The 23,237-nt window shown below is 64.7% G+C and carries 23 protein-coding genes; 12 read left to right on the plus strand and 11 right to left on the minus strand.

The window, feature by feature from the left end:
- The first annotated feature begins 4 nt into the window (after positions 1 to 4).
- From HWY37_RS04115 to HWY37_RS04130, 4 genes are all read left to right on the plus strand, one after another.
- Positions 5 to 1,021, plus strand: coding sequence for a hypothetical protein (locus HWY37_RS04115; RefSeq protein WP_176087919.1), 1,017 nt, complete (start codon positions 5 to 7; stop codon positions 1,019 to 1,021).
- A gap of 42 nt (positions 1,022 to 1,063) precedes the next feature.
- Complete coding sequence (locus HWY37_RS04120) at positions 1,064 to 1,990, plus strand: DMT family transporter (RefSeq protein WP_246302176.1); 927 nt, start codon at positions 1,064 to 1,066, stop codon at positions 1,988 to 1,990.
- Positions 1,991 to 2,052: 62 nt separating this feature from the next.
- Complete coding sequence (locus tag HWY37_RS04125; protein WP_176087920.1) at positions 2,053 to 2,535, plus strand: hypothetical protein; 483 nt, start codon at positions 2,053 to 2,055, stop codon at positions 2,533 to 2,535.
- Positions 2,536 to 2,546: 11 nt separating this feature from the next.
- Entirely contained in the window at positions 2,547 to 2,945 is a 399-nt protein-coding gene (locus HWY37_RS04130) for a hypothetical protein (RefSeq protein ID WP_175207681.1), read from the plus strand.
- 14 nt (positions 2,946 to 2,959) lie between these two features.
- Here the strand turns inward: HWY37_RS04130 and HWY37_RS04135 are convergent, their stop codons facing one another.
- Entirely contained in the window at positions 2,960 to 3,886 is a 927-nt protein-coding gene (locus tag HWY37_RS04135; protein WP_176087921.1) for an alpha/beta fold hydrolase, read from the minus strand.
- A gap of 65 nt (positions 3,887 to 3,951) precedes the next feature.
- Between HWY37_RS04135 and HWY37_RS34605 the strand changes: the two genes are divergently transcribed.
- On the plus strand, positions 3,952 to 4,443 hold the full coding sequence (locus HWY37_RS34605; RefSeq protein ID WP_246302177.1) for a hypothetical protein: 492 nt from the start codon (positions 3,952 to 3,954) through the stop codon (positions 4,441 to 4,443).
- Positions 4,444 to 4,451: 8 nt separating this feature from the next.
- Here the strand turns inward: HWY37_RS34605 and HWY37_RS04145 are convergent, their stop codons facing one another.
- The 7 genes from HWY37_RS04145 to HWY37_RS04175 form a co-directional block, all read right to left on the minus strand.
- Positions 4,452 to 5,123, minus strand: a complete 672-nt coding sequence (locus HWY37_RS04145; protein WP_176087922.1) for a lysozyme inhibitor LprI family protein — start codon at positions 5,121 to 5,123, stop codon at positions 4,452 to 4,454.
- Between the two features lie 77 nt (positions 5,124 to 5,200).
- Complete coding sequence (locus tag HWY37_RS04150; protein WP_176087923.1) at positions 5,201 to 5,587, minus strand: VOC family protein; 387 nt, start codon at positions 5,585 to 5,587, stop codon at positions 5,201 to 5,203.
- A 136-nt stretch (positions 5,588 to 5,723) separates the two neighbouring features.
- A complete protein-coding gene (locus HWY37_RS04155) occupies positions 5,724 to 6,440 on the minus strand; it encodes an amino acid ABC transporter ATP-binding protein (protein WP_175207723.1) in 717 nt (238 codons plus the stop codon).
- A gap of 77 nt (positions 6,441 to 6,517) precedes the next feature.
- Positions 6,518 to 7,672, minus strand: coding sequence for an amino acid ABC transporter permease (locus HWY37_RS04160; RefSeq protein ID WP_175207677.1), 1,155 nt, complete (start codon positions 7,670 to 7,672; stop codon positions 6,518 to 6,520).
- Positions 7,673 to 7,682: 10 nt separating this feature from the next.
- Positions 7,683 to 8,894 carry an amino acid ABC transporter permease gene (locus HWY37_RS04165; protein ID WP_176087924.1) on the minus strand — a complete coding sequence of 404 codons (1,212 nt, stop codon included), beginning with the start codon at positions 8,892 to 8,894 and terminating at the stop codon, positions 7,683 to 7,685.
- Between the two features lie 25 nt (positions 8,895 to 8,919).
- Entirely contained in the window at positions 8,920 to 9,930 is a 1,011-nt protein-coding gene (locus tag HWY37_RS04170; RefSeq protein WP_176087925.1) for an amino acid ABC transporter substrate-binding protein, read from the minus strand.
- 14 nt (positions 9,931 to 9,944) lie between these two features.
- On the minus strand, positions 9,945 to 11,111 hold the full coding sequence (locus HWY37_RS04175) for a M20 aminoacylase family protein (protein ID WP_176087926.1): 1,167 nt from the start codon (positions 11,109 to 11,111) through the stop codon (positions 9,945 to 9,947).
- 360 nt (positions 11,112 to 11,471) lie between these two features.
- Between HWY37_RS04175 and HWY37_RS04180 the strand changes: the two genes are divergently transcribed.
- Together HWY37_RS04180 and HWY37_RS04185 are read left to right on the plus strand one after the other, a co-directional pair.
- Complete coding sequence (locus HWY37_RS04180; RefSeq protein ID WP_176087927.1) at positions 11,472 to 12,668, plus strand: diaminopropionate ammonia-lyase; 1,197 nt, start codon at positions 11,472 to 11,474, stop codon at positions 12,666 to 12,668.
- A gap of 293 nt (positions 12,669 to 12,961) precedes the next feature.
- On the plus strand, positions 12,962 to 13,441 hold the full coding sequence (locus tag HWY37_RS04185) for an Lrp/AsnC family transcriptional regulator (RefSeq protein ID WP_175207672.1): 480 nt from the start codon (positions 12,962 to 12,964) through the stop codon (positions 13,439 to 13,441).
- 4 nt (positions 13,442 to 13,445) lie between these two features.
- Here the strand turns inward: HWY37_RS04185 and HWY37_RS04190 are convergent, their stop codons facing one another.
- Positions 13,446 to 14,702 (minus strand): D-amino acid dehydrogenase, encoded by a 1,257-nt coding sequence (locus HWY37_RS04190; protein WP_175207671.1) that lies wholly within the window; start codon positions 14,700 to 14,702, stop codon positions 13,446 to 13,448.
- 168 nt (positions 14,703 to 14,870) lie between these two features.
- Positions 14,871 to 15,830: a LysR family transcriptional regulator gene (locus HWY37_RS04195; RefSeq protein WP_176087928.1), complete on the minus strand. Its 960-nt coding sequence runs from the start codon at positions 15,828 to 15,830 to the stop codon at positions 14,871 to 14,873.
- 146 nt (positions 15,831 to 15,976) lie between these two features.
- Here HWY37_RS04195 and HWY37_RS04200 point away from each other — a divergent pair, with 146 nt between their 5' ends.
- The 5 genes from HWY37_RS04200 to HWY37_RS04220 all read left to right on the plus strand — a co-directional run bounded on the left by HWY37_RS04200 (position 15,977) and on the right by HWY37_RS04220 (position 20,727).
- Complete coding sequence (locus tag HWY37_RS04200) at positions 15,977 to 16,435, plus strand: Lrp/AsnC family transcriptional regulator (RefSeq protein ID WP_175207669.1); 459 nt, start codon at positions 15,977 to 15,979, stop codon at positions 16,433 to 16,435.
- 172 nt (positions 16,436 to 16,607) lie between these two features.
- Positions 16,608 to 17,816 carry a cystathionine beta-lyase gene (gene metC, locus HWY37_RS04205; RefSeq protein WP_175207668.1) on the plus strand — a complete coding sequence of 403 codons (1,209 nt, stop codon included), beginning with the start codon at positions 16,608 to 16,610 and terminating at the stop codon, positions 17,814 to 17,816.
- Between the two features lie 49 nt (positions 17,817 to 17,865).
- A complete protein-coding gene (locus tag HWY37_RS04210) occupies positions 17,866 to 18,801 on the plus strand; it encodes a 4-hydroxy-tetrahydrodipicolinate synthase family protein (protein ID WP_175207667.1) in 936 nt (311 codons plus the stop codon).
- A gap of 36 nt (positions 18,802 to 18,837) precedes the next feature.
- Positions 18,838 to 19,617: an SDR family oxidoreductase gene (locus tag HWY37_RS04215; protein WP_175207666.1), complete on the plus strand. Its 780-nt coding sequence runs from the start codon at positions 18,838 to 18,840 to the stop codon at positions 19,615 to 19,617.
- Positions 19,618 to 19,707: 90 nt separating this feature from the next.
- A complete protein-coding gene (locus tag HWY37_RS04220) occupies positions 19,708 to 20,727 on the plus strand; it encodes a Bug family tripartite tricarboxylate transporter substrate binding protein (protein WP_175207665.1) in 1,020 nt (339 codons plus the stop codon).
- 57 nt (positions 20,728 to 20,784) lie between these two features.
- On the opposite strand, the gene HWY37_RS04225 is transcribed toward HWY37_RS04220, so the two are convergent.
- Positions 20,785 to 23,103 carry a molybdopterin-dependent oxidoreductase gene (locus tag HWY37_RS04225; protein ID WP_176087929.1) on the minus strand — a complete coding sequence of 773 codons (2,319 nt, stop codon included), beginning with the start codon at positions 23,101 to 23,103 and terminating at the stop codon, positions 20,785 to 20,787.
- Positions 23,104 to 23,237: the final 134 nt, after the last annotated feature.

The raw sequence follows: 23,237 nt of genomic DNA on the forward strand, positions 1-23,237 counted from the left end.
GAGCATGAGCGCAACCCTGCAAGTCACGGAAGAACCGCTGTCCGACGAGGACCTCCAGCTGCTGCGCCGCAGCCGCGGCGGCAGATCGCTGACGGTCGTGTTCGCCGGCCTGATGTTCCTGCTGCTGGTGAGCAGCGTGGTCCTGTTGGTGGTTGTGATCGTGTACGACCGCAGCTTGCTCCGTGGCGGCGACGGCGTGGTGATCGTGGCGTGCACGATGGGGATGGCCGCCTTCGCGGTCTTTCTTGGGCGAAAGTTGCTGCGTGTGCCGCAAGCCTGGCGCCGTTTCAACCGGGTGTTGAAGGGGCGCGTGTCCAAGCAGATCGTTTCCGGCCACCTGACCGGCTTCGGTCTGGCCGAAGGCCGCGGCATCAGCTACGTCTTCGGCGAGCAGCGCGTGGACGTGGCCCTGCCGTTCTGGAACGAGATCAACAGAGACACCCGGGACGGCTTCCGACCGCTGACGGCCATGGCGCTGACGGACCTGCCCGTGCGCCTGCATCTGCTGACGCTGCAGCCCGACGGGCCGCCCGCGCTGTTGCGGGCCGAATACCCGATGAGCGCGGAGGTCTGGAATTCGGTCGAGGAAATCAGCGATGCCGACCGCGACGCCGTGCGCAAGGAGGAGCTGAGCTTGCGCAAGTTCTTCTATATGGTCGCCCTGGTGCCGCTGGTCGGCAGCCTGTTCCTGGGGCCCCTGATCCTGCTGGCCGCATTCCTGGCCCTCATGGGACTCGTGCTGGGCATGCGCAGCCCCCGGCTGAAGCGCGCCCGCTACAAGCGCGGGGTGCGCGGCGTGGTCGAGGAGGCCGTGACCTACCGGGTGCGCACCACCAATTCAAACGTTTCCACGCTGGTCCAAAACTATCGCATCGGGGGCGTGATGCATCGGGTCGAGCACTTCGGCGAGGTCGCCACGCCGGGCCAGCGCGTCGCGTTCGAGTATCTGGACGCGAAGGGCATCATGGGGCCCAGCCCCTTGTCCTTCCAGATCGAAGACCAGCCGGTCATGATGCTATGAGCGTGCCTTGCGCGACTATCGCGGCTTACCTTTGAAACACACATGAAAAACACATTGATGGCCACGCACTTGCGCCTGGTCGGCATGGCGGCGCTCTGGGGCGCGTCGTGGTCCTGGGGCAAGGTCGTCACCCAGACCATGGCCCCGCTGGCCGCGGCCAGCCTGCGATTCCTGTTTGCCAGTGTGGTGCTGGTCCTGTGGATGCATCGCGCTTCGGCGCTGCGGGGCCTTAGGTCCCTGACGCGCAATCAATGGCTCGGCCTGGCCGCCGCCGCGCTGGCGGGCGTCTTCGGCTACGCCAGCTTCTTCATGCTGAGCCTGCAGCTGGTGCCGGCCGGCAAGGCCGCGATCGTGGTGACGCTGAACCCGGGCGCGACCCTGCTACTGGCGGCGATCCTGTTTCGCGAACACCTCAATGGCGCCATCCTGGTCGGCATGGTTCTGTCGGCCATCGGCGCCTATATTGCCATCGGCGGCGGATCGCAGGCCGCTTCGGGCCTCGGCGTGGGCCTCGGCGAATTGCTGCTGCTCGGCTGCGTGGCCTGCTGGGTGGCCTACACCCTGATCGGCCGGCTGGTGCTCAGGGGCGTGGATGCGCTGACCACCACCACGGTCACCACCGTGATCGGCGCGCTGATGTTGCTGCTCACCAGCCTGATCGTGGAAGGCCTCCCTGCCTGGCAGAAGCTGGGACAGGCCCCGGCCAGCGCCTGGGGCAGCCTGCTGGCCTTGGCCTTCGGAGCCACCGCGGTCGCGTACGCCTGGTACTTCGAAGGCGTGAAAGCGCTGGGCGCCGGCGCGGCCTCGGGCTACATCACGCTGGTGCCCGTCTTCGGCGTGCTGTTCTCCAGCCTCTGGCTGGGCGAAGCCACGCCCGCCAACCTGTTCATCGGCGCCGCCCTCGCGATCTCGGGTATGGCGATCATGCACGGCGGCCGGCGTCGGGCCGAGGCGCGGCAGCGCCGATAGCCCGCCGCGCCACGTCCCTCACGACCGCACTACACTTTCATCGTCCCTTCGAGGAGGCCCACATGACTCCGCAGCTGCAACGCATCTTGGATCATCTTGCCGCCCACGGCTGGACTGTGTTGCGGAGCGCGCCCGGCATGACGCCGGAGACCGCGTGGCCGGACGACGCGCCCGGCTATGGCGCTTTCCTGGCGACCTTCACCGAATTGCACAACGCGGACCAGACGCGCTGGTTCCTCAGCGCGGCGGATCATGCCGGCGCCACAGACAGCGCCTTCCCCTGGCACGCCCTGCGCGACATCAGCCTGGAAGCGGCGCTGGACGACGCCGGCCGGCAAGCGGTCCTGGACTTCTGGCAACGCCACATCCCGATCTACATGAGCGTGGCCGACGCCTACGAGTTTCTGGCGATAGACCGTGAATCGGGCCGCATCGTGCATGGCATCGAACCGGAATTCGAGGAGACCAGCGAGGTCGCCGCGGGCCTGGGAGCCCTGTTCGAAGACATGATGGCGGGCCGTGGCGCGGCGGCGCTGCTGGCTTGATGCATACCCCCATGCAGCTCTGCACCCACGACGACATGCCGGCCCGGGAAACCTGGCTGGACTGTGCAACCGCCGACGGCGGCCGGCTGCGGGTGGTGCTGCTTGCAGCGGATCCACAGGCAGCGGCGCCCTTGCTGGCGCGGGCCCGCTCGATCGCTCATGCCCTGGCCATGCACCGCGACGCGGCGCTGCGTTTCCTCTGGGACGCGGGGCGCGACAGCGGTGACCCCGAAGATCCCCCCGCGACGTTCCTGGAGAACTTCACGCCATCGGACCTGATCGTCGCGAGCGACAGGGGCTATGTGCTGCATCTGGCGCCGCGCGACGCGACCTGGTTCATGGAAGGCTATTGGCCGTCCGTGCGCTTTGCGGCGGACGACCAGCCTGCGGACTGGGTCTGCGAATCCTGATCCGAGATTACAGGCTACCGCGCAGCAGCCAGGAACTCTTCGATCAACCCGACCGTAGCCTTGGGGCTCTCTTCCATCAACCAGTGCCCGGCCCCCGGCACGACTTCTCCGCGCACATTGGTCGCGGCATTGCGCATGACGACCGCCATGTTGTCGCCGAAGGACTTCTCTCCGCCGATGGCGAGGACGGGCATGGCAAGCTTGGTCTTGGAGAATGCGATGTTGTCGGCGACATCGTTCTTGGCGATGGTGTTGAACTGCGCGAAGGCCGCGCGCATCGCGCCCGGCTGGGAATAGAGTTTGGCGTAGTGGCGTCGTGTGGCCTCGTCGATTTTCGAAGGCGTGCCCGCGAATTCGTTCCAGAAACGGTCGAGATAGATGCGCTCCCTGCCGGCGACAAGCCGTTCAAAATCGGGGCCGCCGGCGTTGAAGTGCCATAGCGCCGGCCACAGAATGATCTCGTTCCACGGTGCGATGCCGGGCACGGGCGCGTCCATCACCACGAGCTTGTCGACCTTGTCGGGGTAGCTCGCCGCATAGGCATAGGCCACCATCGTGCCGATGTCATGGCCGACGACGGCGGTCTTGTCTTGCTTCAACGCTGTCACGACCGCGCGTATGTCGGCAGCTTGCGACTTCTTGTCGTAGCCACTGGCGGGCTTGGACGATTTACCCATGCCGCGCAGGTCCGGCACGATCACCAGGTGCGACTTGGCGAGCTCCTTCGCGAGCGGCGCCCACATGTCGCCCGTGTCGCCGAACCCGTGGATGAGCACCACGGCGGGGCCGGTCCCCGCGGAGCGCACGAAAATGCGTGCGCCGTCCGCCATGGTGACGGTCTGGTTCTTGAAGGTGCCTGGAAATGCAGGTTGTGCCGTGCCATTAGCCATGCACAGCACGCCAGCCAACAGCGCCAATACCATTGCGAAGTGACTTTTCATGTCAGCACTCCTATATCGGGGATAGGAACCGCGCAAGATATTGTGAGGCTTTGTCGCGCTCGCCGGTGAAGATTTTCGGTTTCAGCCGATTGGCCGAGATCTGCTTCCTCGTCCCCGAGGGAGCTGGTTGTCGCGTTGCGGGCGAGAAATTGGTCCAACTACAATCCGGCTGTCCAGACGCTGAAAAATCGCAGTCTGACACCTCTTCTACTCAGTCTGACACCTCTTCTACTCAGCAAGGTGCCGCCGCTTTGTTTCTCTATTACCGGATCAGCTTCGTCTTGAGCGTATTGGCGCTCGCCGCCTGGACGTTCGGCGTTGCGGCCTATGAGGCGCCGCGCGCTGGCGACGGGTACGGCCCTGATCCCCTTGGTGTTCTGCTTTATTTGGCGATATGGCCCGTGGGCCTTCTGCTGGCGCATTCGGGCCTGCTGGCCTGCCTCGTGCGCGCCAGGCAACCCGCGACGATTCTGCAAGGCCGGCAGGGAATCCCCATCCATCTCGCGCTCGGAGCGGGATTCCTCGCCTACGCCCTGTACCAGTTCTATCCGGGCTGAGCTTCCGCTCAGCGCACCGCGAACCAGTCGCCCTGCAGGCTGCCGTTCATGCCGCAGAAGGGCGGGCCGAAGCCGTCCCCCTTCACGCCGGCGGGCGGCACTTCGCGGGCCACCAGTACGGCGCCCCGGCGCGTCAGCGAGAGGATCCATGGCGGACCGTCCTGGTAGGTGACCTGCAGGCTGTCGCCGGAGACAACCGCCTTGCCGCTCATATCGCAGACCCAGCGGCCGTTGTAGGGCTGGGCCGAGTTGGCTGCCACGGATAGTTGGCCATCGGCGGCTTGAGTGATCTCGATTTCGCCTTCGACGTTCTTCCACCTGCCGACGAAGCCGGCAGGCGGCTGCGGATTGATGGACTTCAGGAAATCCAGGCGGTAGCGCATGCCCTGGCCGATCTCCTTGGCCGGCGTGCTGCCCTGGTAGGGTTCGGCATAGACCTGGTCGCGAACGCTCAGGAAGTACTTTTGATCGTCGGTCAGCGATTTGGCCGCGTCAGTGTCGAGTTTGCTGCGCAGGTCCTTGTATTGCTGCGCGATGGCCGCATCCTGGCTGGCCAGCCCCGGGTTGGCGCATATGGCCTTTTCCACTGGCGTGGCGGCCTTGGCGCAGTTGAAGGAAGGGGCGGCGACAGCGCTGCCTGCCATGGTCAGCGATGCCGCAAAGACCAGATGACGGATCATGGAGTGAAGCCCTTCAGGCTGTGAATGGGAAAGGCGTCAGTCTGCCACTTTTTTACTGACAATTCTTTTACGGTCAATCAGGCAGCGCGATGGCACACCGCTTCGACGTTGTAGCCGTCGGGGTCCAGGACGAAGGCGCCATAGTAGTTCGCGTGATACTGCGGGCGCAGCCCCGGGCCGCCGTTGTCGCGGCCGCCGGCTGCCAGCGCCGCGCGGTGGAAGGCGTCGACCTCGGCGCGGCTGCGGGCGCGAAACGCCACATGCACGCGCGGCGTGCTGGGCGTGCCCTGGTGGATCCAGAATTCGCTGCCCGGGTCGCCGGCGTCATCGGGTTCGCTTGACCCGAAGCCCACGCCGGTGGCCAGCTCCTTGCGGGGAACGCATCCCACGGCCGCGAGCGCGCTCAGGTAGAACGTCCGGCTGCGCTTGAAGTCGCTCACGTGAATTTCGATATGGTCCAACATGCCGTGCTCCTCGGAATGGCGGCCGCAACGGGCCGGACAGACCAGCATAGGCCAGCAGGGCGGGGCAGGAGGCTTCGATTTGCAACGCCGGGCCAGGCGCCGCGTCCGGCGGATTCAGGCGCAGGCGCGTCGAAGCTCAATGCACGATCTGCTGCAGGAAGGCGATAGCCCGTTCGTGCTGCGGCCGCGTGAAGAATTCCTCGGGCGTATTGATCTCCACGATCTGCCCCGCATCCATGAACACAACGCGATCCGCGACCTTGCGGGCGAAACCCATTTCATGAGTGACGCACAGCATGGTCATGCCGTCCTGCGCCAGGGATGTCATGGTGTCCAGCACTTCCTTGACCATCTCGGGATCGAGCGCGGAGGTCGGCTCGTCGAACAGCATGATCTTCGGCGCCATGCACAAGGAGCGGGCGATGGCGACCCGCTGTTGCTGTCCGCCCGACAACTGCCCCGGATACTTGCCGGCCTGATCGGGGATGCGGACGCGCGACAGATAGTGCATCGCGACGTCTTTCGCCTCGGCCTGGGACTTCCTCTTTACCCACATGGGCGCCAGCATGCAGTTTTCCAGCACGGTAAGGTGAGGGAACAGGTTGAAGTGCTGGAACACCATGCCGACTTCCATGCGTATCTCGTTCAAGCGTTCGAGGTTGTCGTCCGCCTCGGATCCGCCGATCCGGATCTCGCCTTCCTGGTGGCGTTCAAGCTGGTTGATGCAGCGGATCATGGTCGATTTGCCGGAGCCGGACGGCCCGCACACGACGATCTTCTCGCCCTTGGCAACTGTGAGATCCACGTCGCGCAGCACATGGAAGTTGCCGTACCACTTCGACACCTTGCGCATTTCCACAGCGGGGTGGCGCTCGAAGTCGATGGCGGATGGCCGGTCCTTGGTAAACAGCTTGCGTAGGTCCATGTTTTCTACCTCTTTTCCGAGCGCGCCAGGGCCCGCTCTACGGAACGTGAATAGCGCGACATCGAATAGCAACACGCGCAGTAAAAGAACGCGAGGAACGCGTAGCCGGTGTAGCGCGTGACCGGCGTCGCCCAGGCTGGGTCGTTGATCGCCACTTCCACCACCTTGAGCAGATCCAGGATGCCGACCATGGCGACCAGGGTCGTGTCCTTGAACAGGCCGATGAAGGTATTGACGATGCCGGGAACGACGATGCGCAAGGCTTGTGGCAGCACGATGAGAAAGGTGGTCTGCCAGTAGCCGAGCCCGAGCGATTGCGCGCCCTCGAATTGGCCCTTGGGCAGGGCCTGCAGGCCGCCCCGCACCACCTCGGCCATGTAGGCCGACGCGAACAGCGTGACCCCGACCAGCGGCCGCAATAGCCGATCCGGGCGCAGCCCTTCAGGCAGGAACAGCGGCAGCATGGTGTTGAACATGAAGAGCACGGTGATCAGCGGCACGCCCCGGCCCAGTTCGATGGCGAGGGTGCAGACCAGCTTGACGAAGGGCAGTTCCGATCTGCGTCCCAGCGCCAGCGCGATCCCGATGGGCAGGGAGAACACGATGCCCACCAGCGACACCACCAGGGTCACGAGGACACCGCCCCACAGGTCGGTGGAGACCTGCGCCAGGCCCAGGGTTTCGGCCCCGGCCAGCAGGCAATACGAGACCACGGGCAGGACGGCGAAGAAATAGACGGCCCCAATGCGCTTGGCGGGAATGCGCCTGGACAGCAGCCACACCATCCCGACCGCGGCGAGCGCGAAGAACAGCAGGACGCGCCACCTTTCCTGCGGCGGGTAGCCGCCGAACACGAAGTAGCCGAGCTTGGCATTGATGAAGGGCCAGCATGCGCCGTAGCGTCCGTTGGCAATGGACGCCTGGCAGGCCTGGACGGAGCCGCCGGACCAGGTCGCGTCCAGCACCAGGAAGTCCAGCAGCCCGCGCAGAACCCGGTAGAGAATTGCCGCGCAAACCAGGGTGAGCGCGAAGGTCTTGGGGGATTCGAAGACGTGCTGCCTTAGCCAGGCGTACACCGTTCCGGCCCGGTGCGGAGGGAGGCGTCCCGGCAAGGCGCGTTCCTGCACGAACGCCGCGTTCTTCAGCGTTGAATTATCCATAGCGCCACCACTATCGTTCAATCAACCGTACGCGCCGGTTGTATATGCCCATGAAGACTGACGTGACCAGGCTGATCGCGAGATAGACCGCCATCGTGATGCTGACGATCTCCACCGCGCGGCCGGTCTGGTTCAGCACGGTGCCCATGAAGACCTGCACCAGGTCCGGATAGGCGATGGCCACCGCCAGCGACGAATTCTTCGTCAGATTGAGGAACTGGCTGGTAAGCGGCGGAATGATGACCCGCAAGGCCTGAGGCGTGATCACCAGCGACTGCGTCTGCTTGGCCGACAGCCCGAGGGCGATGGCCGCTTCACGCTGTCCCGAGCCCACCGCGCTCACTCCCGCGCGCACGATCTCCGCAATGAATGCGGCCGTGTACGTGGACAGCGCGACCACCAGGGCCACCATTTCGGGATAGACCCGGAGGCCGCCGGACAGGCCGAACCCCCGGAACCTGGGCAAGTCGGCGGACGCCTCGGGGCCGGCAGCCCAGATGCCGCCGGCCAGGATCAGGATGAAAGCTGCCCATCCCATGGCCCGCGCCGGGTAGGCGCGTCCGCCGCGCAGGCGCTCGCGCGATGCCCAGCGGCGCACCAGGATGCAGCCCAGCGCCGCCAGCGCCAGCGCCAGCCAGATCGGCCAGGCCGGGCCGGCGAGCTTGATCATCGGCAGATACAGGCCGCGATTGTTCAGGAACACCCAGTCCGCAAGATTCAGCGACTCCTTGGCGGCCGGCAGCGTTACCAGCACCGCGGAATACCAGAAGAAAATCTGCAGCAGCAGCGGCAGGTTCCTGAGCGTTTCCACATACAGGCTGGCAGCCGCGGAGACCACGACGTTGGACGACAGCCTGGCGATGCCTATGACGAAGCCGATGGCCGTCGCCAGGACGATGCCGGTCACCGCGACCAGCAGCGTGTTCAATAGCCCGACCACGAAGGCGTCGGCATACGTCGAGGACGCGCCGCTGTACGGTATCAGCGACTGGTTGATGTCGAAGCCTGCGGTGTTGCCCAGAAAGCCGAAGCCGGATGCGATGTTCGCAGCCTTCAGATTGGCGACCGCATTGGACACGCCGGCATAGCCCAGCCATAGAAGGAGCGCCGCCAGCAGCACTTGCAGCAGCATCCCTCTGACTTTGCGGTCATGGATCCAGGACAGCAGCGGCCGGACGGGCCGGCCGTCCCGGAGCTTGGGAGCGAGGGTGGAGTCTTGCATGGGTCACGAATCCGTTTGCCAGGCCTCAGCGGAAAGGCGGGGTGTAGAACAGCCCGCCGTTCTGCCACGAGGCGTTGATCCCGCGCTCCAGCTTGAGCGGGCTTGCCGCGCCGAGGTTCCGGTCGAACAGTTCCGCATAGGAGCCGACCTGGGCCACGACCTGGTAGGCCCAGTCCGGGTTCAGTCCAAGCACCTTTCCTAGGGTGCCTTCCTTGCCCACGAAGCGCAGGATCTCCGGATTCGTCGTGGTCTTGGCGGTCTCCGCGATGTTCTTCGAGGTCAGGCCGAATTCCTCTGCCGCCTGCAAGGCGAAGATGGACCAGCGGACCACGCTGAACCATGCGTCATCGCCCTTGCGCACCGCAGCGCCCAGCGGTTCCTTCGACAGCCGGTCGGCCAGGATCACGTGTTCATCGGGGGCCTTCATCTTGCTGCGCAGCGCCGCCAGGATGCCGGCGTCGGCGCTCCAGGCATCGCAACGGCCGGATTCATAGGCGTTGGCGGCTTCCTGCACGGTGGCGAAGGTGATCACCTCGTTCTTCACCTTGTTTGCCCGGAAGAAATCGACCAGGTTGAGTTCGGTCGTGGACCCCTGGTTGGTGCAGATGGCTCCGCCGTCCAGCTCCTTGGCCTGGGAGATGGTGTTCTTCTTGACCAGCACGCCCTGGCCGTCGTAGTAGGTAATGCCTGCGTACAGCGCGCCCGCGCCTTCGCGCGACAGCGTCCAGGTCGTGGTGTTGAACAGCACGTCGACTTCGCCAGACTGCAACGCGGTGAAGCGCTGGGTCGGATTGAGGACGACGATCTTGTAGCGCTCCGAGTCGCCGAAGACGGCCGCCGCGATGGCGCGGCACACGTCGACTTCCAGGCCGTGGCGTTTGCCCGAGTCGTCGGGCATGGAGAACCCGGGAGACCCGGTGGTGGAGCTGCAAAGCAGATGTCCCCGCGCTTTCACGTCTTCCAGGGTGCCGGCGGTCGCTGCCGATGCCGTAAACGCTGCCGTGGCGGCAAGAATGGCGGTAAGGCTTTTTTTCACTTTTCGCTCCTGAGTCAGGCTTTGGGGAGACGCGCGCGAGCGATGGCAACAAAGAATCCCACGCCATAGGGAATCGCGTCGTCGTTGAAGTCGTATGCGGGGTTGTGCAGGGCGGCGCTCTGGCCGTTGCCGAGATTGACGTAGCAGCCGGGAATGCGCCTGAGCAGCTGGGCAAAGTCCTCGGAGCCGTTGCTGGGCGCGGCGGCCGAGTCCATGGCGTCGGCGCCGAACCGGGCCTTGATGATCTGGTCGACCGCGGCGGTGATCTGCGCGTCATTGATCGTAGGGATGAAGACGCGGCTGTAGTCGACCTCCGAGGTGCAGCCGTAGCCGGCCGCCACATGCTCGGCGACGCGCCGCATTTCCGCCTCGATCAGGGCGCTGGTCTCGGGCTTGAACGAGCGGCAGTCGCCGCTGATGACGACTTCCCCGGTGCTTACGTTGCGGGTGCCCGATGTCGTCATGTCGGTGCAGGAGACGATTGCGAACTCGCCGGGAGGCACGACGCGCGACACGATGGTCTGCAATGCCACGATGATGCCGGCCGCCGCCACCAGCGCATCGCGCCCCAGGTGCGGGCGGGCCGAATGCACGCCGCGGCCCGATACCCTGATCTCGAAGTTGTCCTCGGCGGACTTGAACACGCCGGCGCGCGTCTCGAATCTTCCGACGGGCACGCCGGGCGCGTTGTGCAGCGCATATCCCTCGCTGGCCGGAAACCGTTCCAGCAGGCCGTCGTCCAGCATGGCCAGCATGCCTTTGCCCCATTCCTCGGCGGGCTGGAAAACGAAGTGTATGGTGCCGTCGAAGTCCTGGCTCTGCGCCAGCGATTGCGCCGCGCCCAGCAGCATCGCGGTGTGGCCGTCATGGCCGCAAGCGTGCATGTAGCCGTCGTTTCTGGAAACGTGCGGGCGGTCCTCGGCCGGCGCCTCGGTGATGTGCAACGCGTCCATGTCGGCGCGCAGGATGATCGCCTTGGCGCTGCTGCCGCATTTGAGCGTGCCGACCACGCCGGTTCCGCCCACGCCTTCGGTGACGTCCATGCCATAGGCTCGCAGCAAGGCGGCTACGCGCTTGCTGGTCCGGCTCTCCTGGAAGCCGAATTCGGGGTTTGCATGGATGTCCTGGCGGATTGCGCGCAGTTCCTTGAATAGCGCATCGGGGCTGAATGAGGTTGCCACACGTCTCTCCATCGAGTCTGCTGTTCTCGTCGCGGCAAATCCGCCGCAGCCTTCCGGGGTTCATGCCTGCCAGATTTGCAGCGGCAAGGACCGTCAAGGCAGCCGAAATTCTAGAGAGAGGGCGGCGCGCAATTGATGCGTTGTTGCGAGGCCGGGCGCAATATCGTCCCGTTTTGGCATGCAGGAGGTTGAAAGTTGCGGGTTTACCCGAAAATGCCCGCCGCGCGATGGCAACAGGCGCGGGACAAACTTGCGCAGGAGCACATGAACTAGCGCATTTTTCCCGGACCCGCGGGCCTAGAATTTTTGGCGTGCCGATGTAAGTCGTTCAAAAATCCGCAACCATCATTCGAGAAACCCATGCTGCTTCTAAACACCCATCCCGACCGCAACAAACCGTTTGAAGAACTGGATCGGGAAGTCTTTGCGCCGTCAGCGGTGAACGAAGCCCTGCAGTACGCCCGGGCACGGCCGGGCTACGCGCCGACGCGCCTGGTGGAGCTGCCGGAGCTGGCGCGCAAGCATTGCGTCGCGGCTGTTCATGTCAAGGACGAGAGCACGCGCTTCGGCCTGGGAAGCTTCAAGGCCCTGGGCGGCGCCTATGCCGTGATACGGCTGGCGTTGGAGCAGGCGTCCGATGCGCTGGGCCGCATGGTCGCCATCGGCGAGCTGCAATCGGAGGCCGTGCGCGCCGTGGCGGCGCGCATGGTCGTGGCCTGCGCCACCGACGGCAATCACGGCAAATCGGTAGCGCAAGGCGCGGCGCTCATGGGAGCCCGGTCCGTCATCTTCGTGCATGCCGGCGTCAGCCAGGCCAGGATCGAAGCCATCGCCCAGTTCGGAGCCGAGATCGTCCGCGTCGACGGCAATTACGACGATTCGGTGGCAGAAGCCACCCGAACCGCGCAGGAAAAGGGCTGGACCATCGTATCGGATACGTCCTGGCCGGGCTACGAACGCATTCCGTCGCTGGTGATGCAGGGCTACACGACATTGCTGCTTGAAGCGGTGCAGGAATTGCCGCAAGCGCCCACCCATGTCTTCATCCAGGCGGGCGTGGGCGGCATCGCGGCGGCCACGGCGGCTTTCATGAGCCTGGCGTACGCGGCGGCTGGCACTGTGGCACCCAGATTCATCGTGGTCGATCCGAAGCGCGCTGCCTGCCTGCTGGAAAGCGCGCGCCAGGGCGAGCGGGTGCGGATCGAAGGGCAGGAGCCGACCATCATGGCCATGCTCGAATGCTACGAACCGTCCCTGGTGGCCTGGCGCATACTCACGCGCGCGGCGCATGCATTCATGACGGTCGATGAGCAGGACGCCGTGCATGCCATGCGCACCCTCGCGGCTCCCATTGGCGCTGACCGTCCCATCGTGGCGGGAGAAAGCGGCGGCGTGGGCCTGGCCGCGTTCCTGGTCGCCGCGCAGGACGCGGACATGCGTCGCTCCCTCGGCATTGACGACGCTTCACGCATATTCGTCATCAACACCGAAGGCGCCACCGACCCCGAGCAATATCAGCGGATCGTGGGCCGGTCGCCGGAAGCCGTGTTGGGCTGAGCAGGAGTCCATTCGCGGCACGCCTTGTCGGCAGGACTACATCGAGTGTCCTCGCCATTCCCCATGGGCCATGGGGGAAGTGGGCGCGCAATTTTGTACCGGAAAACCGGAATTCTTCGGGAATAGTTCGCGTCCTGACGCAATAAACTACTGCCAGCGGTCATGCCTGCCGCTGGCAGTCGTCGTTCGTGCCCGCCACGGCGATGGCCAGGATCCAGGGATCCGGATGCTTCACTGGCGATCCGGATGCCGGCACCAAGACCTGTTCGGGCAGCCTATTGCTATTGAGGACTATGGCTATCTCACTCGATGCCTACGATCGAAAGATCCTGGAACTGCTGCAGGAAGACAACCGGCTTTCGCAGCGCGAGCTGGCGGACTCCGTGAATCTCTCCGCTTCCGCCGTCAACCGCCGTATCGCAGCCCTGGAGGCAAACAAGGTCATCCGCGCCAGCGTCAGCGTGGTGGACCCGCAACTGGTCGGCCGGCCGATCACGCTGATGGTGGAAGTGAAAATCGAAAACGAACGCCTGGACCTGCTGGACGAGGTCACCAATCGATTCGTCCGGTGCCCCCAGGTGCAACAGGTCTATTACGTCACGGGCGACTTCGATTTTCTGCTGATCATGAACTGCAAGGACATGACGGAATACGAGCGGCTTACGCGGGAGCTGTTCTTCGCCGCGGGGAACGTCAAGAAGTTCCGGACGGTGGTGGCCATGAATGTCGCGAAGTCGACGCTCAAGGTGCCGATGTTTGAAAGTCCGGAGTAACGCCTCAGTTCCCGAAACGATCGACGGTCAACCCTTCCAGATCGATCTCCGGCTTGCGTCCGCACACGATATCCGCGACCACGCGCGATGTGCCGCAAGCCTGTGTCCAGCCGTTGGAGCCGTGCCCGCTGTTCAGAAACAGCCCGTCCCAACCCGAAGCCCCAAGTATCGGAGGCCCGTCCGGCGTCATGGGGCGCAGGCCGGCCCAGAAGGTGGCCTTTTCATAGTCGATGCCGTTGGGGAACATGTTCCGCACGGCGCGGACCAACACCGCCTTCTGCCTGGGTTTCAGCGACAGGTCATGGCCGACCAGCTCGGCCATGCCGGCGGCGCGGATTCTGTTTCCCAGCCGGGAGACCATGACCTTGTTGTGTTCGTCCATCACCGACATGTTGGGCGCGTGCTCGCCATCGGTCACCGGCATCGTGATGGAAAACCCCTTTAGCGGGTACACGGGCAGCCTGATGCCCAGCGCAGCGACCAGCGCCGGAGCCTGATTTCCCAGGGCCACCACGGTGGCGTCGGCCTTCAGAATGCCTGCGGAGGTCTCCGCGCCTACCACCCGGCCGCCTTCCCGCAACAGGCGCCTGACCTCGGTTCCGAAACGGAAGCGTACGCCAGCATTCGCGAGCCAGGCAGTCATTGTCTGGCAGAAGACATGGCTGTCGCCCGATGCGTCGGCCGGCAGGTGCAGCGCGCCTTCGATATTGATCGCGGCGTCGCGCAAGGCAGGCTCCACCGCCATCGCGCCCCGTCCGTCCAGGACGCTGTGGGCAATGCCGAACTCCTTCAGGGCGCTGGCGGCGATGTCGCCGTAGCGGCATTCCGCCTTGGTCTGGAACAGCTGCAGGACGCCGCCCGCGTGAAAGTCGAACGCGACGCCGGTCTCTCCCATCAGTTCCCGCAGGCAGGCCAGGCTGTAGTGGGCGACGCGCTGCATGCGCAGCTTGTTGACGCGGAATTGCGCCGCGTTGCACTGCTTGAGCCACTGGCGCGTCCAGCGCAGCCGCGCCGGTTCGGGCCAGAGCGAAAAGCGCACGGGGGCGTCGGCCTTCAATGCCATCTTCAACACTTTGACCGGCATGCCGGGCGCGGCCCAGGGGGCGGCGAAACTGGGGCACAGTCCGCCCGCATTGCCGAAGCTGGTCTCCATGGCCGCGCCAGGATGGCGTTCCACGACCTCGACGTCGTGGCCCTCGCGGGCCAGGTAGTAGGCAGTGGAGATTCCGACCACGCCGGCGCCCAGGACGAGGATCTTCATGGTTTTGTTTTCTCTATGAGGAATCCTGCAAGCGTAAGAGACCCAGGAGAGAAATTTATTTCCTTTTGCCGGCGTCACTCGCGAGAACAGGAAAGAACATTCACCTGTTGCATGTCCGATTCGGTCGCCTGGCCGCCCGCCTTGGGATCAGGCGGGGAGATGGCTTGCTCAGGACGCGGCGCGCTTTCGGCTTGCGGCCGGCTTGCGGGCCTTGAGGGGTTTGCAACGGTTGCCCCGCTCTTCGACGGATTTCGCCAGCACTTCCAGGCATAGCTTGTACAGCGACTGGACGTAGGGATTCGAGCGCAGGTACGCCGCTTCGCCAAAGTAGATGGGAATCTTCGGGGTATTGGTCAACGCTGCGCACTGGATGCGGTCGTCGGTTTCCTCGATGCACCAGGCGGGCAGCAAGGCGAAGCCCAGGCCTTCATCCACGCATCGCTTGGCGCTTGCGCTGGTGGAGGTCGAGACCACGACCCTGGGCTGTTCGTTGTCTACCGAGAGGTATTCCAGCGCCATGTTGCGCAGCATCTGTCCGGGCTCGTAGGTGATGAGCGGCCGCCCGAGAGCCCATTTGGGCACTGCGGCTTCGTTGGCGGGCAAGGGCCAGCCGGCAGGGCATACCAGCGCCGGCTGGTAGTGGCAGATCACCCGTTGCGACATGACGGTGTTGCCGAAGTAGCGTTCGCTCAGGCAGACGTCCAGCGTGCCGCTGTAGATCAGCTCCGGCAGCGAGACATCACGCTCGTAGCCCACGATTTCAACATTGGGGTGCAGTTGCCGGAATGCCGTCAGCACCGGCGCAAGCAGATAGAAAAAGATTGCCTGCGGCATGCCGATGCGAATGACCGGGCGCTCTTTGTCGATCATGCTGCCGAGCCGCGCCAGCATGGCATCGAATTCGGGTTCCAGCAGCCGGTAAAGACTGGTGCCGCGCGGCGTCAGGGAGATGGACTTGGCGCCGCGTTTCGCGACGACCAGCTTTTCGCCGACGCGCTGCTCCAGGCGCCGGATGTGATTGGCCACGGACTGGTAGGAAATATTCAGGCGCCGGGCGGCCGCCGAATAGGTGCCTTCCTGCGCCGCAAGGAAAAAGGTCTGCGTGAGAGTGAGATTGACCTCTTGCATGGCGTCCTCCAGTCCAGGGCCTACTTATAAATATGGTTATAAGTTTAAGCCTATGAATTGTATCGTTGCGACCGTATTCCGTACATAAAATGAGTGTCAGCCAAAAGTTAGGTGCAAGGTCAGGCAGCAGGTGGCAGCTCAGCGCTATGGACAAGAAAGATCGCAGCATTCTTGAATTGCTTCAGAAGGACGCACGCCTGTCGAACAACGACATCGCCGAACAGGTGCATCTCTCGCCGACGGCGTGCTGGAAGCGCATTCAACACATGCTGGAGTCGGGCCTGATCCGGCGCCAGGTGTGTCTGCTGGACAGCTGCAAGGCGGGACTCGGCGTCACGGTGTTCGTGTCGATAAAGACGGGCTGCCACGATTTGCAGTGGCTGAAGAAATTCTCGCTGGGCGTGAAGGACATGCCCGAGGTGGTGGAGTTCTATCGATTGAGCGGCGACACCGACTATCTGCTCAAGGTGGTGGCGCCGGACATCGCGGGATTCGACCTCGTCTACAAGAAACTCATCCAGGTGGCCGAGCTGTTCGACGTCAGTTCGAGCTTCGCCATGGAAGAGATCAAGTACACCACGGCGCTGCCGCTCGACTACCTTTGAGCCATGTCTGCACTGAAAAAATGCCTGGGACGCGCGGAGATAAATTTTCTCTTTTTCGGATATCCGGCTTGCCAGAATCGAAAAGTTTTCTCCAGGCGCGCTCCTAGACTACTCCAGAACATCAGCGGCGATTGACCGTGTTCAGACCGCCCATTCTTGGAGATAGAAAGTCATGAAGCAAGATACCCAATTGGTCAGCGCCGGAAGGCACCCGGAACGGTTTGGCGGCTTGGTGAATACGCCCATCTGCAGGGCCTCCACCATCCTCGCGGGCTCCATGGCTGAATGGGAAGAGATGAAGCGCGCGCGCGCCGCCGAAGAACCTGGAGCGACCACGTACGGTCGCTATGGAACGGCCACCGCCCATGCGTTCGAGGAGGCCATCGCCGCATTGGAAGGCGGCCACCGCTCGCTCGCGTTTCCTTCGGGCCTGGCCGCCATCGTCACGACGCTGACCGCATTGCTTTCGGCTGGCGACCACGTGCTGGTGACATACAGCGCGTATTCGCCGACGCGCTCGTTCCTGGATCAGGTGCTGAGCCGCCTCGGCGTCGAAGTGGAGGTCTACGATCCCGCCTGCGGCCGGGAAATCGAATCGCTGATGCGCGCCAACACGCGCGTGGTGTACGTCGAATCGCCGGGCTCGGAAACGCTGGAGATCCAGGACATTCCAGCCATCGCGGCGGTGGCGCATGCCCGCGGGGCGTTCGTCGTCATGGACAACACCTGGGCGACGCCGCTGTTCTTCAAGCCTTTCGAGCACGGCGTCGACGTGTCTATCCACGCCGCGACGAAGTACATCGTGGGTCACTCCGACGCGATGCTGGGGGTGGTGACGTGCAATGAAGCGACCTGGACCCAGGTCAAGAAGACCACGCAATACATGGGCCAGATCGCCGGGCCCGACGATATCTACCTGGCGCTGCGCGGTCTGCGCACCATGGGCGTGCGCTTGCAGCGGCACTGGGAGTCCGGGCTGCGCGTCGCGCAGTGGCTGGAGGGGCGGCCGGAGGTCGAGGCGGTGGTGCATCCCGCCTTGCCGTCGCATCCCGGCCACGCGCTCTGGAAGCGCGATTTCAAGGGCGCAAGCGGCCTGTTCACGCTGGTGCTGCGCGCAAGCGGCGACGAGTCGGTGACCGCCTTCGTCGACGCCTTGCAGCATTTCGGGATCGGGGTGTCGTGGGGCGGGTATGAAAGCCTGGCCATTCCGTTCACGCCGGGAAAGCACCATGGGCCGCGCTGGCCGTATAGCGGCAAGGCGGTGCGCCTGCACGTGGGCCTGGAAGACCCGGAAGACCTTATCGCCGATCTGCGCGCGGGCCTGGAGGCCATGGCCGCCCGGGAGTCCGCGCTTCAAGGCGCCGAGCGCGCCGCCGTATGACCTGAGCATTCCACAACACTCACTCAACATGACCGTCAAGGGAACAAGCATGAGCAAGATGAAAATCACTGGTTCTTTCGTGGCCCTGATCACGCCCTTCAACAAGGATGGCAGCGCCGACTTCGAGGCTTTCCGCGAGCTGCTCAAGTTTCATGAGGACAACGGCACCAGCGCCGTGCTCATCATGGGGTCCACGGGCGAAGTGTCCATGCTTTCGCAGCAGGAGCGCTACGACATCATCGCCCGCACCGCGAAGATGAAGACGGGCAAGATGAAGATGTTCTATGGCTGCACCGGCAACAACACCGAGACGACCAAGGACTATCTGCGCTTTGCCCGCGAGAACGGCGCGGACGGCGCCATCCTGGCCGCGCCGGCCTATATCTGCGCGTCCGAGGCAGACATCGAGAGCTATTTCCTCGAAGTGGCCGATGCCACCGATCTGCCCCTGGGGATCTACAACAACCCGCCGCGCGTCAAGAGCGATCTGCACTGGGACCAGCTGCTGCGCATTTTCAAGCATCCGAACTACGTGGTCCACAAGGAGTCCACCACGCGGGTGGGCCAGGTGGCGCAGGTGCTGCGCGGCGCGCCCGACGTTTCCGTGATGTGCTGCGATTCGCCCAACCTGGGCCTGGTCGTGCCGACCATGAGCCTGGGCGGCCACGGCACGGCCAACATGACGGGCAACATCGCGCCGGCGGAGATGGCGCTGATCTCCAAGCCCTGGACCTCGCCCGAGGTCAGCACCAGCTTCCGCGAAGCCTACCTGCGCAATCTGCAGTTGCTGCACTACTCGTACTCGGCGATCAACCCGGTGGCCATCAAGTCCCTGATGAAGGCGGTGGGCCTGCCGGCTGGCGATCTGCGCAAGCCTTTGCGCGGGCTGGAAGGCGAGGCGCTGCAGAAGGGGCTGCGCGTGGTCAAGGAGCTGGAGCTGGACAAGAAATACGGCTGGAGCTCGCCGGAACTGAAGGCCGCCTGACGGGCGTATCCCCGACAGGGTCGAAAGGAGATAGGCATGGATCTGGGAATTCGCGGCCGCCGTGCGCTCGTGTTTGGCGGCAGCAGGGGGATGGGGCGCGCCTGCGCCTCCCAGTTGGCGGCCGAAGGCGTCGAGGTGGTCATCGCCGCGCGCACCGAAAGCACGCTGGCAATGGCAGCTGAAGAGATGAGCGCCGCGGCCGGAGTCCCGGTCCGGTATGTGGTGGCCGACATCACGACGGACGCGGGGCGGGAGGCGGCGCTTGCTGCCTGCCCCAGCCCCGACATCCTGGTGAACAACGCGGATGGCGCGCCTCCGGGCGACTTCCGTCAGTGGACCCAGGCCGATTGGCACGACGCGCTCGACGCGATGGCGCTCGGACCGATAGACATGATCCGGCGGGTCGTCGATGGAATGATGGAGCGCCGCTTCGGCCGCATCGTGAATATCGTCTCGCGCAGCGTCAAGACGCCGCAACTCGAACTGGGTCTTTCCAACGGCGCTCGATCCTGCCTGGTGGGATTCGTTGCGGGCCTGGCCCGCCAAACCGTGCGGCACAACGTCACCATCAACAATCTCCTGCCGGGCGTGTTCGCCACCGATGCCCAGCGCCGCCACATAGAGGGCATGCTGGAACCCGGCGGCAAGACCTTTGACCAGCTTTGGCAGGCGCGCGGCACAGACAACCCCGCGGGACGGTACGGCGAGCCCGAGGAACTGGGCGCGCTATGCGCGTATGTGTGCTCCGTCCAGGCCGGCTATGTCTGCGGGCAGAACATCTTGATCGACGGAGCGGCCTATCCAGGCACCTACTAGCCGCTCCTTTTGCTGAAACATCCCGGCGCCCCATGTCGTGGGGCGTCGGGACCGTTGTTTACACATTCACTCATCTTCAATGAGACCGTCATGCGAAAGCCCCATTCATACTCTCGCCGCATTTGTGTAAAAACCTTGGCCGCCGCGATCGGCGGCCTGGCGTTGCTGGGCGCGGCGCATGCCCAGGCGAATGCCGATGCCGCCTATCCCAGCCGCCCGATCACCGTGGTGGTGCCGCATCCGCCGGGAGGGTCCGTGGACGGCCTGGCTCGCATCTTCGCCGTCAAGCTGGGCGAGGAACTGAAGCAATCGATCATCGTGGACAACCGGGCGGGCGCGTCGGGCATGGTGGGCGCCAGCGTGGTCGCGCGGTCGGCGCCGGACGGCTATACGCTCTATCTCAACGCTTCGATCCACAACATCAACCCGCTGCTTTATCAGAAGAAGATGACCTTCGACGCGGTGAAGGACTTCACCCCGATCAGCGGTCTGGCCCAAGGGGCGTTGATATTCAGCGTGAGCAACACGGTCCCTGCCAAGACGGTCCGGGAATTCGTCGGCGCGGTGAAGGCCGCCCCTGGCAAGTACAGCTTCGCAACGACGGGCTTCGGCTCGGCGGGGCATCTTGCCATCGCGCAGTTCGCCTATGAGGCGGGCCTGGCCGATCTGCAGATTCCCATCGTGCTGTACAAGGGCGGCGGCCCGGCCTTGAGCGACCTGGCCGGCGGGCAGGTGCAGGCGCTGATCGATCCGATGCTGTCGTCATTGCCCATGGCCAAGGCGGGCAAGATACGGCCGTTGGCGGTCACTGGAAGCAAACGCAGCCCGCTGCTGCCTGACGTGCCGACGATGCAGGAAGAGGGGCTGAAGAACTTCGAGTTCTATTCCTGGTACGGCCTGTGGGCGCCCGCCAAGCTGCCGGATCCGATCCGCCAGAAGCTGGATGCCGCCACGCAAAAAATCATGACGGATCCGAGCATGAAGGCGCAGCTGGAGAATCTGGGATTCGAAAGCGGCTACAGGAACAGCGCCGACTTCACGCAGTACATCGCATCCGAGACAGGGCGCTACCGCAGCATCATCGAGAAGGCGAACATCACCGCGGAATGATGGCGGCGTTCTTGCATGGACGCTGCTGGACTGCAATCCAGCAGCTGGACCAGGCGTCTAGACGCCGCGGTCCAGCTGCGTGATCGCCGGTGTTTCCAGAACCCGAACCATGGGGGCCGCTTCGTTCCAGCGCGCCACCTCCACCAGCGCGGACTGCGCGCTGCTGCCCTGCGTCAAGCGGGACGTGCCCACATCCATCGTCAACACGTTCGGATTGCCGTGCCGCTCCAGGCGCTCGTCGGCGGCGTCGAACCAGGCTCCGGTGGGCAGCATCACCACGCCGGGCTTGAGGCCGGCGTCGATCACGGCCGTCGCCAGGCAGGCGCCCCGGTCGTTGTAGACCTTGACCAGATCGTGCTGGGCTATGCCCCGGCTTTCGGCGTCGTCAGGCGAGATCAGCAGCGCTTCGCGGCCGTTGATCTTGAGGTCCGTCGAGGTCTTGCCGCCGTCCATCTGGGAGTGGAGCTTGCCGGCGGGCTGGGGGGTCAGCAGATGCAGCGGCCAGCGGGCAGCCACGGGCGATCCCAGCCACTCCGCCGGCGCCAGCCAGGCGGGGTGGGGCGGGCAATCCGCATAGCCGAAGCCGGCGATCTTTTCCGAGTACAGCTCGATCCGGCCGGAAGGCGTGCGCAGCGGATGGGCCGCGGGATCCTGGCGGAAGTCCTCGAACAGCACGAAGGGCCGTTCGGGTTCGGGTATGGAGGCGTAGCCCTGGTCCCAGAAGGCGTCGAAACCGGGCGCCTCATGGCCGCGGTCATGCCACGCGCGGCTCATCGAGTCGTAGATGTGCCGCACCCAGGCCATTTCGTCGCGGCCTTCCGTGTAAGCCTGTTCATAGCCGCCCAGCGCGGCCAGTTCGCGATAGATGTCGAAATCGTTGCGGCTGCCGCCCACCGGCGCCAGCGCCTGATGCATGGCGAACACGTAGCGGTCGCGGGTCGATCCGCCTATGTCGTTGCGTTCCAGGGTGGTGGTGGCCGGCAGCACGATGTCCGCGCGGCGCGCCATGGGCGTCCACCAGATTTCGTGCGCGATGATGGTTTGCGGCCTGGCCCAGGCCCGGTTCAGGCGGTTCAGGTCCTGCTGGTGATGGAAGGGGTTGCCGCCAGCCCAGTACACCATCTTGATGTCCGGATAAACGCTTTCGCGGCCATTGAATTCGTAGGCCTGGCCCGGGTGCAGCAGCATGTCGGTGACGCGGGCCACGGGGATCACCGAGCCTGTCGGATTGCGTCCGGATTCCAGGGCAGGCCCGGCGATCTCCATGCGCGGGTTGCCGACGCCATTCATGGAGGCATGCCCGAACGCCACGCCGCCGCCCGGCATGCCGATATGTCCCAAGGCCGCGGCCAGCGCGATGCAGGCCCAGTAGGGCTGTTCGCCGCGATGGGCGCGCTGCAATGACCACGCGCAGGTCAGCATCGAGCGCACGTCGCGGGCCTGGCGCGCAAGCTCGCGGATCACCGTCGCGGGCACGTCGCAGATGGCCTGCGCCCACTCGGGCGTCTTGGGCACGCCGTCCGTCTTGCCTTCTAGGTAGTCACGCAAGGCGTCGAAGCCGACGCAGTGGGTCCGCAGGAACGCCTCGTCGTGCATGCCGTCGGCGATCAGCGCCTGCATCATGGCCAGCATCAGCGCGGCATCGGTGTTCGGCCGGATGGGAATCCAGCGCGCATCCAGGCCGGCGGGGATGTCCCGCCGGGTGGGGCTGATGACCACGAACTCGACGCCCGCGGCGCGCGCGCGTTCGAGCTGCCCGGACACGGGGTGGTCGCCAGCCCCGCCCGAGGTGATCTGCGTATTTCTCAGCGGTATGCCGCCGAACGCGATGAACAGCCGGGTATGGGCCGCCACGCTGTTCCAGTCGGTCACGCGTCCGGTGACCGGCGTGTAGCTTCCGATTACATGGGGCAGCAGGAATTGCGCGGTGCCCCAGCTGTAGTTGCCCGCCTGATTGGTGCAGCCGCCGCCGGCATTCAGGAAGCGATGCGTCTGGGTGCGCGCATGATGCAGCCGGCCCGCCGAAGACCAGCCATACGAGCCGCCGAATATGGCCTCGTTGCCATGTTCGGACCGCACCCGCTGAAGTTCCGAATGGACCGCCGCGAGCGCCACGTCCCAGCTGACTTCTACGTAGTCGTCGCGTCCGCGTTCGCTGCCGTCGCTCAGATGCCTGTCGCGCAGCCAGCCCCTGCGGATGGCGGGGCGGTTGACGCGCAGCGGCGAATGCACCATGGCCGGCATCGAACGCAGGATGTCCGACGGCGCGCTGTCATGGGCGAAAGGCTCGCAATCGACAAGGCGGCCGCTTGCGACGACCGCCGTGAATGCGCCCCAGTGGGAGAGGGAAGGAAAACGGCGAATTTTCTCGGACATGATCGGCCAACATTCGTTATCGCGGGCAGCGGCTCGGGGCCAACCCATCATACAAACGTTGCCGGAGAATGTTCTTTCGAATCCGGGCCGGTCGCGACGGGATAAAGGAAAGAAGTTTCACCGCAACGCCTTCT

Source organism: Achromobacter anxifer (assembly GCF_903652925.1).
Taxonomy (GTDB): Bacteria; Pseudomonadota; Gammaproteobacteria; order Burkholderiales; family Burkholderiaceae_B; genus Achromobacter; species Achromobacter anxifer.